General features: G+C 52.4%; 12 protein-coding genes and 1 pseudogene. 11 read left to right on the top strand and 2 right to left on the bottom strand.

The annotated features are described in order from the left end of the window. Positions 1–22: 22 nt before the first annotated feature. Entirely contained in the window at positions 23–1,378 is a 1,356-nt protein-coding gene (locus tag H7R76_RS04090; RefSeq protein ID WP_182967027.1) for a PTS transporter subunit EIIC, read from the bottom strand. Next, positions 1,368–2,282: an N-acetylmuramic acid 6-phosphate etherase gene (gene murQ / locus H7R76_RS04095; RefSeq protein ID WP_106929733.1), complete on the bottom strand. Its 915-nt coding sequence runs from the start codon at positions 2,280–2,282 to the stop codon at positions 1,368–1,370. The genes H7R76_RS04090 and murQ overlap by 11 nt, the downstream gene beginning before the upstream one ends. A gap of 191 nt (positions 2,283–2,473) precedes the next feature. Here murQ and H7R76_RS04100 point away from each other — a divergent pair, with 191 nt between their 5' ends. The 11 genes and pseudogenes from H7R76_RS04100 (at position 2,474) to H7R76_RS04150 (ending at position 14,294) form a co-directional block, all read left to right on the top strand. After that, complete coding sequence (locus H7R76_RS04100; RefSeq protein WP_106929735.1) at positions 2,474–2,815, top strand: TehB family protein; 342 nt, start codon at positions 2,474–2,476, stop codon at positions 2,813–2,815. 48 nt (positions 2,816–2,863) lie between these two features. Beyond that, entirely contained in the window at positions 2,864–3,493 is a 630-nt protein-coding gene (locus H7R76_RS04105) for a deoxynucleoside kinase (protein ID WP_106929737.1), read from the top strand. A gap of 1,342 nt (positions 3,494–4,835) precedes the next feature. After that, positions 4,836–5,387 (top strand): type 1 fimbrial major subunit FimA, encoded by a 552-nt coding sequence (gene fimA, locus H7R76_RS04110; protein WP_106929741.1) that lies wholly within the window; start codon positions 4,836–4,838, stop codon positions 5,385–5,387. A gap of 68 nt (positions 5,388–5,455) precedes the next feature. Further along, positions 5,456–5,995, top strand: coding sequence for a type 1 fimbrial minor subunit FimI (gene fimI / locus H7R76_RS04115; RefSeq protein WP_106929743.1), 540 nt, complete (start codon positions 5,456–5,458; stop codon positions 5,993–5,995). Between the two features lie 44 nt (positions 5,996–6,039). Then, positions 6,040–6,741 carry a fimbria/pilus periplasmic chaperone gene (locus tag H7R76_RS04120; RefSeq protein ID WP_413774305.1) on the top strand — a complete coding sequence of 234 codons (702 nt, stop codon included), beginning with the start codon at positions 6,040–6,042 and terminating at the stop codon, positions 6,739–6,741. 73 nt (positions 6,742–6,814) lie between these two features. Continuing rightward, positions 6,815–9,451 carry a fimbrial biogenesis usher protein gene (locus H7R76_RS04125; RefSeq protein WP_182930027.1) on the top strand — a complete coding sequence of 879 codons (2,637 nt, stop codon included), beginning with the start codon at positions 6,815–6,817 and terminating at the stop codon, positions 9,449–9,451. Between the two features lie 10 nt (positions 9,452–9,461). Further along, positions 9,462–9,989 carry a type 1 fimbrial adaptor subunit FimF gene (gene fimF, locus H7R76_RS04130; protein ID WP_182967029.1) on the top strand — a complete coding sequence of 176 codons (528 nt, stop codon included), beginning with the start codon at positions 9,462–9,464 and terminating at the stop codon, positions 9,987–9,989. Between the two features lie 12 nt (positions 9,990–10,001). Continuing rightward, positions 10,002–10,505: a type 1 fimbrial minor subunit FimG gene (gene fimG / locus H7R76_RS04135; protein ID WP_106929749.1), complete on the top strand. Its 504-nt coding sequence runs from the start codon at positions 10,002–10,004 to the stop codon at positions 10,503–10,505. Positions 10,506–10,521: 16 nt separating this feature from the next. Further along, positions 10,522–11,427, top strand: a pseudogene (locus H7R76_RS04140) (fimbrial protein). A gap of 855 nt (positions 11,428–12,282) precedes the next feature. Next, a complete protein-coding gene (locus H7R76_RS04145; RefSeq protein WP_001033549.1) occupies positions 12,283–13,260 on the top strand; it encodes a hypothetical protein in 978 nt (325 codons plus the stop codon). Positions 13,261–13,316: 56 nt separating this feature from the next. Then, positions 13,317–14,294, top strand: coding sequence for a 5'-nucleotidase (locus H7R76_RS04150; protein ID WP_021544648.1), 978 nt, complete (start codon positions 13,317–13,319; stop codon positions 14,292–14,294). Positions 14,295–14,462 lie beyond the last annotated feature (168 nt).

The following is a 14,462-nucleotide window of genomic DNA, read 5'->3' on the forward strand; positions in this document are numbered from 1 at the left end:
TGCGCCCAGTGCCTGATTATGACTATTCTTGCGGATCGGTAAAGCCCAGGATCATGGCGGCGATGAAACCTACAATCCATGCGCTGAGTACCGCCAGCAGGAAAGGCAGAATTTGTCCGGCGCCAACCAGCGGCAGCAGCGACAGCCCGGCGGTGCCGAAGGGAATGATAATGCCCACTTTGCAGGCCGCCATCACTGCGCCGCCCGCCGCGCCGCCGATGCAGCCGGCGATAAACGGTTTACCCAGCGGCAGAGAGACGCCGAACAGCAGCGGCTCGCCGACGCCGATGATGCCGACCGGTAACGCGCCGGAGATGGTTTTTTTCAGGCGCGGATTTTTCGTTTTCAAATAAACGTAGGCCGCTGCGCCAACCTGACCCATGCCGCCCATCGCCAGAATCGGGAACAGATAGTTGAGCCCGAACGTGTCGAGGATCTGCGCATGAATCGGAATCAGCCCCTGGTGTAAGCCGGTCAACAGCAGGAACAGGAAGCCGCCGCCGAGCAGCGCGCCAACGGCGACCGAGCCCGCGGAGTTATTCAGCAAAGACAGCGCCACCAGATCGCCCAGCCACTGGTTTACCGCGTGCGCCAGCGGCTGGAGAATCAACAGCGCGGCGAGCGATGACACAAGGATCGTGACCATCGGCGTTAAAATCAGATCGAGACTCTCTTTGCAGTAACGACGGAACCACAGCTCAAATTTTGCCGCAAAGACGCAGACCAGCAGCACGGCGAAAATCCCGCCGCCGCCCGGCGTCAACGCACTGCCGAAGAGTTTAATATTGGCCAGATCCGGCGCGGCAAGCACTGCCGCCATCACCGCGCCGATAGCGGGGGAGGCCTGCAATTCTTTCGCCGTATTCATGCCGATCATCACCGCCAGTACGGTAAAGACCGCTTTACCCATCACCGTCAGTAGCGCAAACAGATCCTGATGGCTGGCGACAAACTCGGGGCCAATCAAGCGGCAGACGTTGACCAGCCCAAGGATCAGCCCGCAGCCGATCAGCGCGGGGATCGTGGGGACAAAAATGGCGGCCAGGATATTCAGGCTGCGGCGAATGGAGAAGGGTTTACGCACATTGTCGTCTACCGCTGGCGTGACGCCGGCGTGATTCAGGCGTTTGGTCAGGATGCCGGTCACTTTCGAGGCGGTACCCGCACCGACAATAATCTGGAATTGCTCCCCGGCGTCTACCACGCCCTTCACGCCGTCGGTTTTACGCAGCGCTTCGGCGTTAAACCGGCCGCGATCGCGCAGCACCACGCGCACGCGGGTCATACAGTGGGTCAGCGTGACGACGTTGTCGAAGCCGCCAATATGTTCCTCAATGGCGTCAGCGATATGCTCCAGATGTTCTATTTTATTGGCCATGAGCGGCTCCTGATAATAGCTGATCTTTTAGGGCGACAAAGGGTTGAGCGGCTAACGCCAGCGCTGCCTGCGGGGAGAGATTCAGCAGGTTGCTCAGCACCGCCGCACGTACGTTGTAGTTCACCGGGCGTAGTAGCGATTGCGCCTCGGCATTATCGACATCGCAAATCTGCGCCACCATATGTTCAGCCCGGCGCAGCAGCTTTTCGTTGGAGGCTTTAACGTCAATCATCAGGTTGCCGTGAACGCGTCCCAGCTGAATCATGGTGGCGGTGCTGATCATTCCGAGCAGCATTTTTTGCGCGGAACCGCTTTTCATCCGTGTTGAACCGGCCAGCGCTTCGGCTCCGACGTCCGGGGCTACCGCGACATCTGCCTGCTGCGAGATGAGACCTGGGCCACGGGTAGTGAGGGCAATGGTTTTTGCGCCAATCTGGCGCGCGTAGTCGAGCGCCGACATCACGAACGGCGTGCGCCCGCTGGCGGCAATACCGAGAACAACATCCTGCGCGTTCAGCCCGCGAGCGCGTAGTTCGGCTACCGATGCTTCGGTGTCATCTTCGACGTTTTCCACGGCGCGCAGCATGGCGTCCAGCCCACCGGCAATGACCGACTGTACCCGATCCGGGTCGGTGCCAAAGGTTGGCGGGCATTCGGCGGAGTCCAGTACGCCCAGGCGACCGCTGGTACCGGCGCCGACGTAAAACAGCCGGCCACCGCTTTTCATCTGCGCGACAATCAGCCGTACAGCCTGTTCAACCTGCGGGAGCACGCGGCTAATGGCCTGCGGTACGCGAGCGTCGTGTTCGTTCAGCAGCGACAGCATTTCGGCCAGCGGCAGGTCAGCCAGGTGGCAGGTATCGACGTTCTGTTCTTGCGAGATGGTAAAAGCGAGCGGATTCATGCGTAGCCTCTGTTGTTTTTCGACATTTAAATTGTATATAAATGTCGATTGTCGACAAATGGCGATGTGCAAAAGTGTGATGGCTGACGAAGAATGTTGTTCATTTGATAATGAGATTTATTATCAAAATGGCTTTACAGGTAAAATTATAAGATGTATTTTAAATGCATCTTATAGAGCTGGAGGTGAATATGAGCCATCGCAGAATCCCGAAAAACTGGACCATCAAACGTTCAACCCCGTTTTTTACCAAAGATAATGTTCCTGCGGCGCTGCTGAGCCACCACAATACTGCCGCCGGCATTTTTGGTCAGCTGTGCGTGATGGAAGGGACCGTGACCTACTATGGTTTCGCCGACGAGCAGGCAACCGAGCCGGAAGTGAAAGTGGTCATCAACGCTGGCAGCTTCGCAACCAGTCCTCCGCAGTACTGGCACCGTATCGAGATGACCGACGATGCGCAGTTTAATATCAACTTCTGGGCCGAGCCGACATTCTCCGGCGAAGACGTATACAGCGCGAAAAAATCATAGCCCGACGCTCCCCCTGTAAAGAGGGGGAGCCTGCCTAAGGATAGTGCAATGCAGATTGTTGCCATTGAGGCGAATATCGCCGCAGGAAAAACCACGCTGCTTGAACCGCTGGCCCAGGCGCTGTCGAAACAGACGGGTAGCGTCTGGACGGTTGTTCGGGAGCCTGTCGATGAAGACCCGGTATTTCTGGAACTGCTTCAGCTTTTTGTGGAAAGCCCCAATGATGCGGATGCCCGGGTGGCTTTTCAGCTATATATCACTCGCAGCCGCCAGGCGCTGTTGAGCAATATTGCGGAGGGAAATTATGTGATTGAGCGTTCGCTATTTAGCGATATTGTGTTCTGCCACGCGAATTTTCTGACCACCGAGCAACCGTCGGCCCGCTATATGTCCTACTTTTATCAAATTAAGCATTATCTTAAGTGTTACCCGCCGATCGATCTGGTGGTGTACATCGACCGTGATGCAAGGGCCTGCTTTGATGCCTGCCGGGCAAGAGGTCGACCCGGAGAAAGCCAGTATTCGCTGGACTACTTTGCCGATCTTAAGGCGTTTCATGATGCCTGTCTGCCGCAAATCACCCGCCAGTACGGTTCGAAACTGCTGACGCATCGGGTAGGCGCAGGATTTGCCAACCCGGAATCGCTGGCCGGCGAGGTGCTGCAACAACTGCGCTAATCGTTTCTTCAGGCGTGGCGTTTATCATGGGACGCTATGCCTGGTCATTTCTGTTATTAGATTGTAACCCCCCTCTTTGTTATTCCCGCATCGCCACGCGAGCCTGCACGCGTTTATCCAGGTCGTAAAACGACGTCTATACTCTTTATCAGGTAGTTAGCTGTCGTAATAGATACGCTTTCAGGGGTAAATTCTGCAGCGCGAATCCCTTGCGAATCAATTATGGTATTTTTGTTTAAATGGCGTTAATTGATCTAGATCAATTTATATGTTTGTAAAAATTAAGTTAAATTGCGCATCAGGATATAAATTTTACATAAAATTACAATTTGTGCGTGGCGTATATCAATACGTATAACTTCTTATTCTTAGAAAAATCCTAAAAACAAATTCTCTATTTCATTGATCTTCTTGTTTTTATTAAGCAATTGATCGATTAGGGCGATCTATATTCATAAAATCAATTGATGATATCTATCAATAATAATGAATTGATCGTTTTTGACGATATATATTGGCTGTGTATATAATTAAACCGAAGTTTAGGTAACTCAGTTTTAGAATCAGGAATTATGGATACTAAATAAAAAATTCGGACATGGTCGTTGGGGTAATATATGAGGCAGTGTATTATCTCGGATAACAGTTTTTTTCTTTTGGCATTGCAAGACGACGAAGTTATTCAGGATGGTAACGTTTCGACAATCCACTCCTGGCAGCTGCGGTCGAAGTGCTATTTACGCACCTCGATCAGCGACATTTTTATTGTTTATATTTCTGATATCGTTGAGCGACATCGGATACTCGGCTTATTGGCTTCGTCTACGTCTCATTGCCGAATTATACTGTTATACAAGATGGATGTTTCCTCCAGCTATGCTTTTCAGGGGCCGTTTCCTTGGCTAGTCTCTGAAAAGATTAGCTTTTCATAGCTTTACTCATGTCTGTATAAGGCGAGTAAAACTATTTTTGACCAGAGAGGTTTCTCTGAACAAGAGATGATTGTCTTTCGCTATCTCTGCGAAGGGTATTCCGTCTCACAAATAAATAAACTGGCAGGGCTCAGCGAAAAGCATATTTATTATTTGAGGCAGAAGACCAAAAAGATGTTTGGTCTGCGTGGGAATAGTGCCGCGACAATCTCGTTTTATCTGGATATATCAAAGCTAAACCCTCGATGGTAGCGCTATTGCAGCCATCCGGATAATCATGCCTATTGTTGGGAACGAGTCGTTTTTACATAAATAAATTTAGTACGTCAGGTGGAGCCTTTGGTGCCCGCCTTCATCGTTGTTTGTAACACGCTGAGAATAATATTCTCAATTAATAAGGAGTAGGTTTTATGGGCTTTCATAAAGTTGCGCTGGTAATTATTTCTGCGCTGTCTCTGAGTTCAGCGGCTGCGCTGGCGGCAGATACTACCACCGTTAACGGCGGCACCGTTCATTTTAAAGGGGAAGTGGTTAACGCGGCCTGCGCCGTCGATGCGGGCTCTGTTGATCAGACCGTACAGATGGGTCAGGTGCGTTCAGCAAAACTGGCAACGGCGGGCAGCACCAGCTCGGCGGTCGGTTTCAACATCCAGTTGAACGACTGTGATACCAACGTATCGACCAAGGCGTCCGTTGCCTTCTCCGGTACGGCGATTGATACCACCAATACCACCGTGCTGGCTCTGCAGGGCTCCGCTTCCGGCGGCGCGACCAACGTAGGCGTGCAGATCCTGGATAACAAAGGTACGCCGCTGGCGCTGGATGGCGCAACCTTCAGCAACGCGACCACGCTGAACGACGGCACCAACGTCATTCCGTTCCAGGCGCGCTACTACGCGACCGGTGCGGCAACGGCCGGTACCGCGAACGCCGACGCAACCTTCAAAGTGCAGTACGAGTAATCCCTAAAGCAGGGATGCTGACCGGGCCAGGATGGCTCGCTATTGGTAAAGGAACAGAGGTGATAACCATGCAATGGATGAAATGGGGACTGCTGATTTTTCTGCTGCCTACCGTCACCCTGGCCGGGAATCGCTGGAACGTCACGCTGCCTGGCGGAAGTATGCGGTTTCAGGGCGTTGTTATCGCCGAAGCCTGTAGCGTCGCGGCAAGTGACCGCATGATGACGGTGACCATGGGGCAAATCAGCAGTCATCGTTTTCACGCCGTAGGTGAAGAATCCAGGCCGATTGCGTTTGATATTCATCTGGAAGATTGCAGTACGGAAGTCAGCCAGCGCGTGGGCGTGTCGTTTCAGGGCGTCGCCGACGGTAAAGATCCCAACATTCTCTCGGTAGGTGAGGGCGCGGGGATCGCCACCGGTATTGGCATTGCGCTGTTTGATGACCAGGGCGGCTCCATCCCGCTCAATCAGGCTCCGGTTCGCTGGACCAAACTCAACGACGGACCGACGACGCTGCATTTTGTGGCGAAATATCGCTCGACCGATCGTCAGGTTGTGGGGGGCACGGCCAACGCACAGGCCTGGTTCGCTCTGACCTACGAGTAATTAACCGAATACAGGATATGACGGTGAGTACAACAAGGGTAAACATGAAAATAACGTTGATGATGCGTGGCCTGCTGGTGGCGGCGCTGCTGATGGCCGCAAACGGGCTGGTTTCCCGTGCGCAGGCCGGCGTTGCGCTGGGCGCCACTCGGGTCATCTACCCGGCGGGGCAGAAGCAGGTGCCGCTGGCGGTAACCAACACCGACGATAGCAGCACGTATCTGATCCAGTCATGGGTGGAAAACGCCGCTGGCGCGAAAGACGGACGCTTTGTCGTTACGCCGCCGCTGTTTGCCATGCAGGGTAAAAAAGAGAACACCCTGCGCATTCTTGATGCCACGAATAATCAGCTACCGCAGGACCGTGAGAGCCTGTTCTGGATGAACGTGAAGGCCATTCCGGCGATGGATAAATCAAAACTCAGCGATAACACGCTGCAGCTGGCGATTATCAGCCGTATAAAGCTCTATTACCGACCGGCCAAACTGGCTATGCCGCCGGAGCAGGCTGCGGAAAAACTGACGTTTCGCCGCGATGCCGGCACGCTGACGCTTATCAACCCCACGCCTTACTACCTGACGGTGACCGATTTGAATGCCGGAACGCGGGTGCTGGAAAATGCGCTGGTGCCGCCAATGGGGGAAACACGGGTCAAAATACCGGCAGATGCAGGTGGTGAGATTACCTACCGAACTATTAATGACTATGGCGCACTGACGCCGCGCATGATCGGCGCGATGCGATAAGCCGCGAGAGCGTCTTCGTTTTCCCAGAACAGAATAATAACTGACGGCCGGGCGATGTCGAACCGGAGGGACTATGCCATATCTGAAATTTGGCCTCGACCATTTGGAGGCCCGTCGCTTGCGACAGCTGGCGTCACGCTCGGTCAGCGCGCTTGCGCGGCTTCCGGTGGCTATTATGCTGGCGTCACCGACTTTTTTCGCCCAGGCGGAGCTGTATTTTAACCCCCGTTTTCTGGCCGACGATCCTGCCGCAGTAGCGGATCTCTCCGGTTTTGAGAAGGGGCAGGAACTGCCGCCGGGGACCTACCGCGTCGATATCTACCTGAACGATGGCTACATTACGACCCGTGATGTGACGTTCAACGCCGGCGAACACGGCCAGGGGCTGCTTGCCTGCCTGACGCGCAGCCAACTGGCCGCTATGGGGCTGAATACCGCGGCGGTCGGCGGCATGAGCGCGCTGGCGCCCGATGCCTGCGTGCCGCTGGCCGAAACGATTAAAGATGCGACTCAGCGCCTGGACGTAGGCCAGCAGCGGCTGTATCTGACCATTCCGCAGGCCTTTATGGGCAACCGTGCGCGCGGCTATATTCCGCCGGAGCAGTGGGATGACGGGATTACCGCCGGGTTGTTGAACTACAACTTTACCGGCAATAACGTGCATAACACGGTTGGTGGCAGCAGCCAGTACGCCTATTTAAACCTGCAAAGCGGGCTTAACGCGGGCGCGTGGCGGCTGCGCGACAACAGTACCTGGAGCTACAGCAGCGGCGGCAGCGGTTCGAGCAACCAGAACAAATGGCAGCACATTAACACCTGGGTTGAGCGCGATATTCGAGCGCTGCGCTCGCGTTTGACGCTTGGCGACAGCTATACCAACGGCGACATTTTCGACGGCATTAACTTCCGCGGTGCACAGCTGGCTTCTGATGACAATATGCTGCCGGATAGCCAGAAAGGCTTTGCGCCGGTTATCCACGGTATTGCCCGCGGCACGGCGCAGGTGTCTATCAAACAAAACGGCTATGAGATTTACCACAGCACGGTGCCGCCTGGCCCTTTCACCATTAACGATCTCTATGCCGCAGGCAACGGCGGTGACCTGCAGGTCACCATTAAGGAAGCGGATGGCAGCAGCCAGAATTTCAGCGTGCCGTACTCTTCGGTGCCGGTGCTACAGCGTGAAGGCCACACGCGCTATGCCCTGACCGCCGGGGAATATCGCAGCGGCAACGATCAGCAGGAAGAGCCGACGTTTTTTCAAAGCACGATACTGCACGGGATGGCGGCAGGATGGACGCTGTATGGCGGCACCCAGCTGGCGGACCGCTATCGCGCCGTTAACGTCGGGGTCGGTAAAAACATGGGCGATCTGGGCGCGCTGTCGGTGGATATCACCCAGGCGAACGCCACGCTGCCCGACGACAGCCGACAGCAGGGTCAATCGATTCGTTTTCTGTACAACAAATCGCTCAGCGATCTGGGCACCAATATCCAGCTGGTGGGCTACCGTTATTCCACCCGTGGCTACTATAGCTTCGCGGATACCACCTATCAGCGGATGAGCGGCCACAGCGTTGAAACCGAAGATGGTCCGGTCTACGTGAAGCCAAAATTCACCGACTATTACAACCTGGCCTACAGCAAACGCGGCAGGTTACAGGCGAGCATCACCCAGCAGTTGGGGCGTACCTCCACGCTTTATGTGAGCGGCAGCCACCAGACCTACTGGGGAACCGGCAATGCGGATGAACAGTTTCAGGTTGGCCTGAACACGGCGGTTAACGACATCAACTGGACGCTGAGCTACAGCCTCACTAAAAACGCCTGGCAGGAAGGCCGGGATCAGATGCTGGCGATTAACGTCAATATTCCGTTCAGCCACTGGCTGCGTTCAGACAGCCAGTCCGCCTGGCGGCACGCCAGCGCTAGCTACAGCATGTCGGACGATCTTAATGGGCGAATGAGCAACCTCGCTGGGCTGTACGGCACGATGCTGGAGGGGAATAACCTGAGCTACAGCGTGCAGACCGGCTATGCGGGCGGCGGGGATAGCAGCAGCGGCAGCACCGGCTACGCCTCGTTGAACTATCGCGGCGGCTACGGCAACGCCAACGTCGGCTACAGCCGCAGCGACGGCATCAAACAGCTCTATTACGGCATGAGTGGCGGCGTACTGGCTCACGCCAATGGGATTACGCTGAGCCAGCCGCTGAACGACACCGTCGTGCTGATTCGCGCCCCGGGTGCGGAAGGCACAAAAGTGGAAAATCAGACCGGGGTACGTACCGACTGGCGTGGCTATGCGGTGCTGCCGTACGCCACTGAATACCGGGAAAACCGCGTGGCGCTGGATACCAACTCGCTGGCGGATAACGTCGATCTGGACGATGCGGTGGTCAGCGTTGTGCCGACTCATGGCGCGATTGTCCGCGCGGAATTTAAAACCCATGTCGGTATGAAGCTGCTGATGACGCTCACCTACGACGGTAAAGCCGTGCCGTTTGGCGCGATGGTGACTTCAGACAGCAACCAGAACGGTAGCATCGTCGCCGATAACGGCCTTGTGTACCTGAGCGGGATGCCGCTTGCCGGAAAGGTACGGGTCAAATGGGGTGACGGTGCGAACGGCAGCTGCACGGCGGACTACCGCCTGCCGGCCGATAGTCAGCAGCAGCCGTTGGTTCAGCTATCGGCCGTGTGCCGCTAAGGAAAGGAAGATGAGGAAACCCCAGTACTGGCTGAGCGCCATTTTCGCGCTGGCCGCTGCGAACGCGTATGCCGCCGATAGCACGATCACCATCAGCGGCAACGTCAGGGATAACGGCTGCGCCGTCGCCGGTGAATCCAAAGACTTTACCGTCGACCTGATGAACAACGCGGCTAAGCAGTTCAGCACGCTAGGTGCGACCACGCCAGCCGTTCCGTTTCGCATTGTGCTTTCCCCCTGCGGCGGCGCGGTGAGCGCGGTGAAGGTGGGTTTTGTTGGGGTAGCCGACGCTGAAAACACCCGGTTGTTGAAGGTGGATGGTGGAACATCAGCCGCGGCGGGGATGGGGATTGAAATCCTCGATGGGCAGCAGACCACGCTGCCGCTTAATGCGGCGTCTTCTGCGATTGCCTGGACCACGCTGACCCCCGGCCAGACCAATACGCTGAACTTTTATGCCCGCCTGATGGCCACGCAGCTCCCGATTACGCCGGGCCACGTGAATGCCACGGCGACGTTCACTCTTGAATTTCAGTAAGCGGAGGCGCTGATGAAACGCACCTGTTACAGCTGGCTGCTGGCGGTATCGCTGGTGACGGCTTCTCCAACGCTGTTGGCCGCCGATGTGACCATTACCGTCAACGGTAAAGTGGTGGCGAAACCGTGTACGGTTTCAACCAGCAATGCGGCCGTTGAGCTCGGCGATTTGTATACCTTCAGTTTAATGTCGGCGGGATCGTCCTCCGCCTGGCACAGCGTCGCGCTGGAGCTGAGCAACTGTCCGGTGGGAACGTCGCGGGTAACCGCCAGTTTCAGCGGCACCGCTGATGCCACCGGCTATTACCAGAATCAGGGTACCGCCCGTAACATCCAGCTTGAGCTACAGGATAACGGAGGCAATACGTTGAATACCGGGACCAGTACGGCAGTGCAGGTGGATGAGTCATCACAGTCCGCGCGTTTTCCGCTGCAGGTGAGGGCGCTGTCGGTAAACGGCGGTGCCACCCAGGGAACTATCCAGGCGGTGATTAACGTTACCTATACCTACGCCTGACCAGGAGAAGAGAGTCATGAAAAAAGCGATAACCCTGCTGACGACGCTGCTGCTGGCCGTTTGGTCTGTGAATGCCTGGTCGTTTGCCTGTAAGACCGCCAGCGGGGCGACGATCCCTATCGGTGGCGGCAGCGCTGACGTTTACGTCGACCTTGCGCCCGCGGTGAACGTCGGGCAAAACCTGGTGGTCGATCTCTCCACGCAGATCTTTTGCCATAACGACTACCCGGAGACCATCACTGACTACGTCACCCTCCAGCGCGGATCGGCCTACGGCGGCGTGTTGTCGAGCTTCTCTGGCACCGTGAAGTACAACGGCAGCAACTATCCGTTTCCGACCACCAGTGAAACCTCGCGCATTATCTACAACTCGAGAACCGATCAGCCGTGGCCAACCGTTCTGTACCTGACGCCGATTAGCTCTGCGGGCGGCGTGGCGATCACCTCCGGGACGCTGATCGCGATTCTGATCCTGCGTCAGACCAACAACAAAAACGGCGATGACTTCCAGTTCGTCTAGAACATTTACGCCAAAAATAATGTGGTGGTGCCCACGGGCGGCTGCGACGTTTCTGCGCGTAACGTGACGGTTACGCTGCCCGACTACCCGGGCTCAACGGCGATTCCGCTGACGGTGTACTGTGCGCAGAGCCAGAAGCTGGCCTATTACCTCACGGGGACAACGGCGGACTCCGCCAACTCGATTTTTACCAATACCGCGACCGCCTCTCCGGCGCAGGGCATTGGCGTGCAGCTCACCCGCAACGGTAACATTGTTCCAACCAATAGCACGGTGTCGCTTGGTACGGTCAGCACGTCGGCGGTCAGCCTGGGCCTGACGGCTAACTACGCGCGAACCAGCGGCCAGGTGACGGCGGGCAACGTGCAGTCAATTATTGGGGTGACGTTTGTTTATCAGTAGATTAGGGTAACTTCCCTGGCAAGGGGCGGGAAGGTTTGGGCGGCGAGGGAACACGATCGTGATGGGATCGTGTTCCCTTTTTGATATACGCGCTGTTTGTGCCTGTAAAGAAAGATGAATACCGTGCGTTTGCGAGCGGTGAGTATGCCCATGCGCGGTTGCTGGGCGAAAGCCAGCGTTCAGACGACCTCAAATAGTGCCGTTATTGTGCAGGTCATTTGGGGGATTAAACCCTGAAAAGCAAAAACCCAGCCATAGGCTGGGTTCTTTAAATAGTGGTGCCCGGACTCGGAATCGAACCAAGGACACGGGGATTTTCAATCCCTTCAAAAAAGACCAAACGATCCATCAGCACTAACAGTTTTTTACTGGTTTACCTTGAGAAAAATGTTTAAGTTTGGTTCTTCATGACTTAAGTATTGCTTAAATACGGCGTTTCGAAGCTACCATAATCCTACCATCAAATTGCCTTGGTTTAAGATGGCCCATCTTCGTATCCCAGTTCTCAACTATATTGCATTAGGTGAGAGAACTTCATAATGAGCAAGCTAAAGCAATTAGCTCTTCAGAGATTTCTGGGCTGATTCTGGTTGTTATGAGCTGCAACAGCTGACGTCCTCAGGTTAAGGTTTACTAAGATAAGTTTGTTTTCTTCGAAAGCTCTTGATGTTTCATGACATTGGCTAGATCGTGAACATATTGAAAGTTCGAGATAGTCACGGTAAACCTCACTTAAAGCAATTACAGTAACTAAGGTTACTACTACGTGGAGCAATTTTGATATAGTTGGAGAGAATAAAGAAGAGTTCTGTTGTTCCAGGCTCTTGGTCTCGTTGAAGCACAAAAGGATAGGGTGTGAACAAAATAAAAGCTGACTCAGATTTTCTTGTTAGTCATAAAACTAAAACATTGATTGGTATGACTTTGTTCGTACTTAAGGCAAGCCCTAATGTTCCGTTTACCGCCAGGCAATTGGCAATCAAAGTTTGCGAAAGCTTTCCTGAATACGCAGAAAAGAAACTTGCTTCATCAGAACATCTTTCGAGTGTTGAAGACCTAATCTCCCAGGTAGCGGCAGAGATAGGCGCCCAAAGACCTTCGCTGGTTAAGAGAAATGCTCATATTAATGTGACGGCAGGAAAACCTAGAAAGTATCTTTGGTCAGATGATGAGGCAAAGGGCATACAATTAAATAAAGATATCTTTGTCACGGATGATGCTGACGTTTCTGATCCCCATGGCGAATTTTATTCTGAGCATGAATTATATCCTCTTCTAAGCGAGTATACTTCGAGTTCATTAAATGTGCTTGTTCGTCGTGTAGATGAAAAGAAATCCAAAAAGGGAGCCTTCAAGAGTAATAAGTGGGTACATCCAGATGTTATAGGGGTCCAGGATATTGGTCATAATTGGTCGTCCTTGACTAAGGATGCGGTTTCAATTCTTGGTGGTAAACGTGCTTTTCTTTGGTCTTTTGAAGTAAAAAAATCTTTAGTTATTTCGAACGTTAGAGAGGCATACTTTCAGACCGTTTCTAACTCATCATGGTCTCACTATGGCTATCTTGTAGCTGCAAGCATTGAGAATAACTGTATTGATGAGTTAACTGTTCTGAATGCGGCACATGGTATTGGCGTTATCCTCCTCGATGTACATAATCCGTCTGAAAGTCAGATTCTTCTTCAAGCAAAAGAAAAAATAAGTTTAGATTGGCAAACTATTAATCGTCTTATTGAATTGAATCCAGACTTTAAAGAATATATTGATTTGATAAACCAATTCTCGTTAAATAAAAAACTTAAAATAAACGAATGGGGTATTGAATATGAATAGGTTTTTTCTCTTAATCAATTGTAAACGTTAACTAATAAAGGTCTTAGGAGATAGTTATGGCTTATGATTTGACTAATACTCTGGTCATTGGTATAAGTTCAACAGCACTTTTCAATATGCAGGAATCAGATAATCTTTTTAAGGAATTCTGTTCCAGCAATCCAGAAAAAGCAATTGAGCAATACAGAGACTACATGCTTTTGCATGAGAATGATGAGTTGCTTCCTGGAACTGGATTTCCCTTGGTAGAGGCTTTGCTGGGGCTAAATAAGTATAAAAAAGAAGCTGATAAATCTCCTCTTGTTGAAGTAGTGGTTATGTCAAGAAATAGTCCTGATACAGGACTTATGATACTGAACAATATAAGAAAAAAAGGAGTAGATATAACAAGGTCAGTATTCACAGGTGGTGAAACGGTGGTTGACTATCTCGAGGCTTTCAATGTGGATCTCTTTCTTACAACCAGTATTGATGATGCACAGCGCGTTATCGACTCTAATGCCTGTGCAGTTGCTATTTTAAAGGAACCGCCAAAAGAATCTATAAAATATCCGCAAGATCAGGTAAGAATTGCCTTTGATGGTGATGCTGTCTTATTCGATGAGTCGAGTGAGATTGTCTATAAAACGAAAGGAATTAACAGTTTCCATGCACAAGAAAATGCCAAGCAAAATGAACCTTTGGCGGAAGGTCCTTATGCAATGCTGCTAAAAAAAATAGCGAGATTACAAGACCGATTACCTGCAAGAGTTGATTATTCACCGATAAGAATTGCTCTTGTTACAGCAAGAAATAGCCCATCCGAGCTACGAGTTATAAAAACATTAAGAGCTTGGGGGATAAATGTTGATGAGGCATTCTTTCTAGGTGGGGTCGAGAAAACAAAAATACTTAAAGCTTTCAATCCTCATATATTTTTTGATGATCAAGATGTCCACCTTGAGCCAGCATCAGTATATGTCCCTTCAGGCCGAGTACCTTATGCTTCTCGCTCACCATTATATCAGCAAATATTGTCAATCAAGCCAGCTTAATTTATGTCAATGTCATTGCCCCGATGAGTCGGGGCGGAACTATCATCATGGTCACGAATTTTTCTCAGATGACAGTTATCTGCCGAAGATAGTCTTGCAATAAAATCTATCGTTTAAATAAACTATGGGCTTCGGTATTTTTTTGATGTAAAAATAAAAAGACAATAT

Origin of the sequence: Klebsiella sp. WP8-S18-ESBL-06, from assembly GCF_014169755.1 — a bacterium.
In the GTDB taxonomy this organism is placed as follows: domain Bacteria; phylum Pseudomonadota; class Gammaproteobacteria; order Enterobacterales; family Enterobacteriaceae; genus Kluyvera; species Kluyvera ascorbata_B.

Bases quoted from the DNA above. Each gene is read 5' to 3' on its own strand.
- H7R76_RS04090 (WP_182967027.1), bottom strand. From the start codon at position 1,378: ATGGCCAATAAAATAGAACATCTGGAGCATATCGCTGACGCCATTGAG.
- murQ (WP_106929733.1), bottom strand. From the start codon at position 2,282: ATGAATCCGCTCGCTTTTACCATCTCGCAAGAACAGAACGTCGATACC.
- H7R76_RS04100 (WP_106929735.1), top strand. From the start codon at position 2,474: ATGAGCCATCGCAGAATCCCGAAAAACTGGACCATCAAACGTTCAACC.
- H7R76_RS04105 (WP_106929737.1), top strand. From the start codon at position 2,864: ATGCAGATTGTTGCCATTGAGGCGAATATCGCCGCAGGAAAAACCACG.
- fimA (WP_106929741.1), top strand. From the start codon at position 4,836: ATGGGCTTTCATAAAGTTGCGCTGGTAATTATTTCTGCGCTGTCTCTG.
- fimI (WP_106929743.1), top strand. From the start codon at position 5,456: ATGCAATGGATGAAATGGGGACTGCTGATTTTTCTGCTGCCTACCGTC.
- H7R76_RS04120 (WP_413774305.1), top strand. From the start codon at position 6,040: ATGAAAATAACGTTGATGATGCGTGGCCTGCTGGTGGCGGCGCTGCTG.
- H7R76_RS04125 (WP_182930027.1), top strand. From the start codon at position 6,815: ATGCCATATCTGAAATTTGGCCTCGACCATTTGGAGGCCCGTCGCTTG.
- fimF (WP_182967029.1), top strand. From the start codon at position 9,462: ATGAGGAAACCCCAGTACTGGCTGAGCGCCATTTTCGCGCTGGCCGCT.
- fimG (WP_106929749.1), top strand. From the start codon at position 10,002: ATGAAACGCACCTGTTACAGCTGGCTGCTGGCGGTATCGCTGGTGACG.
- H7R76_RS04150 (WP_021544648.1), top strand. From the start codon at position 13,317: ATGGCTTATGATTTGACTAATACTCTGGTCATTGGTATAAGTTCAACA.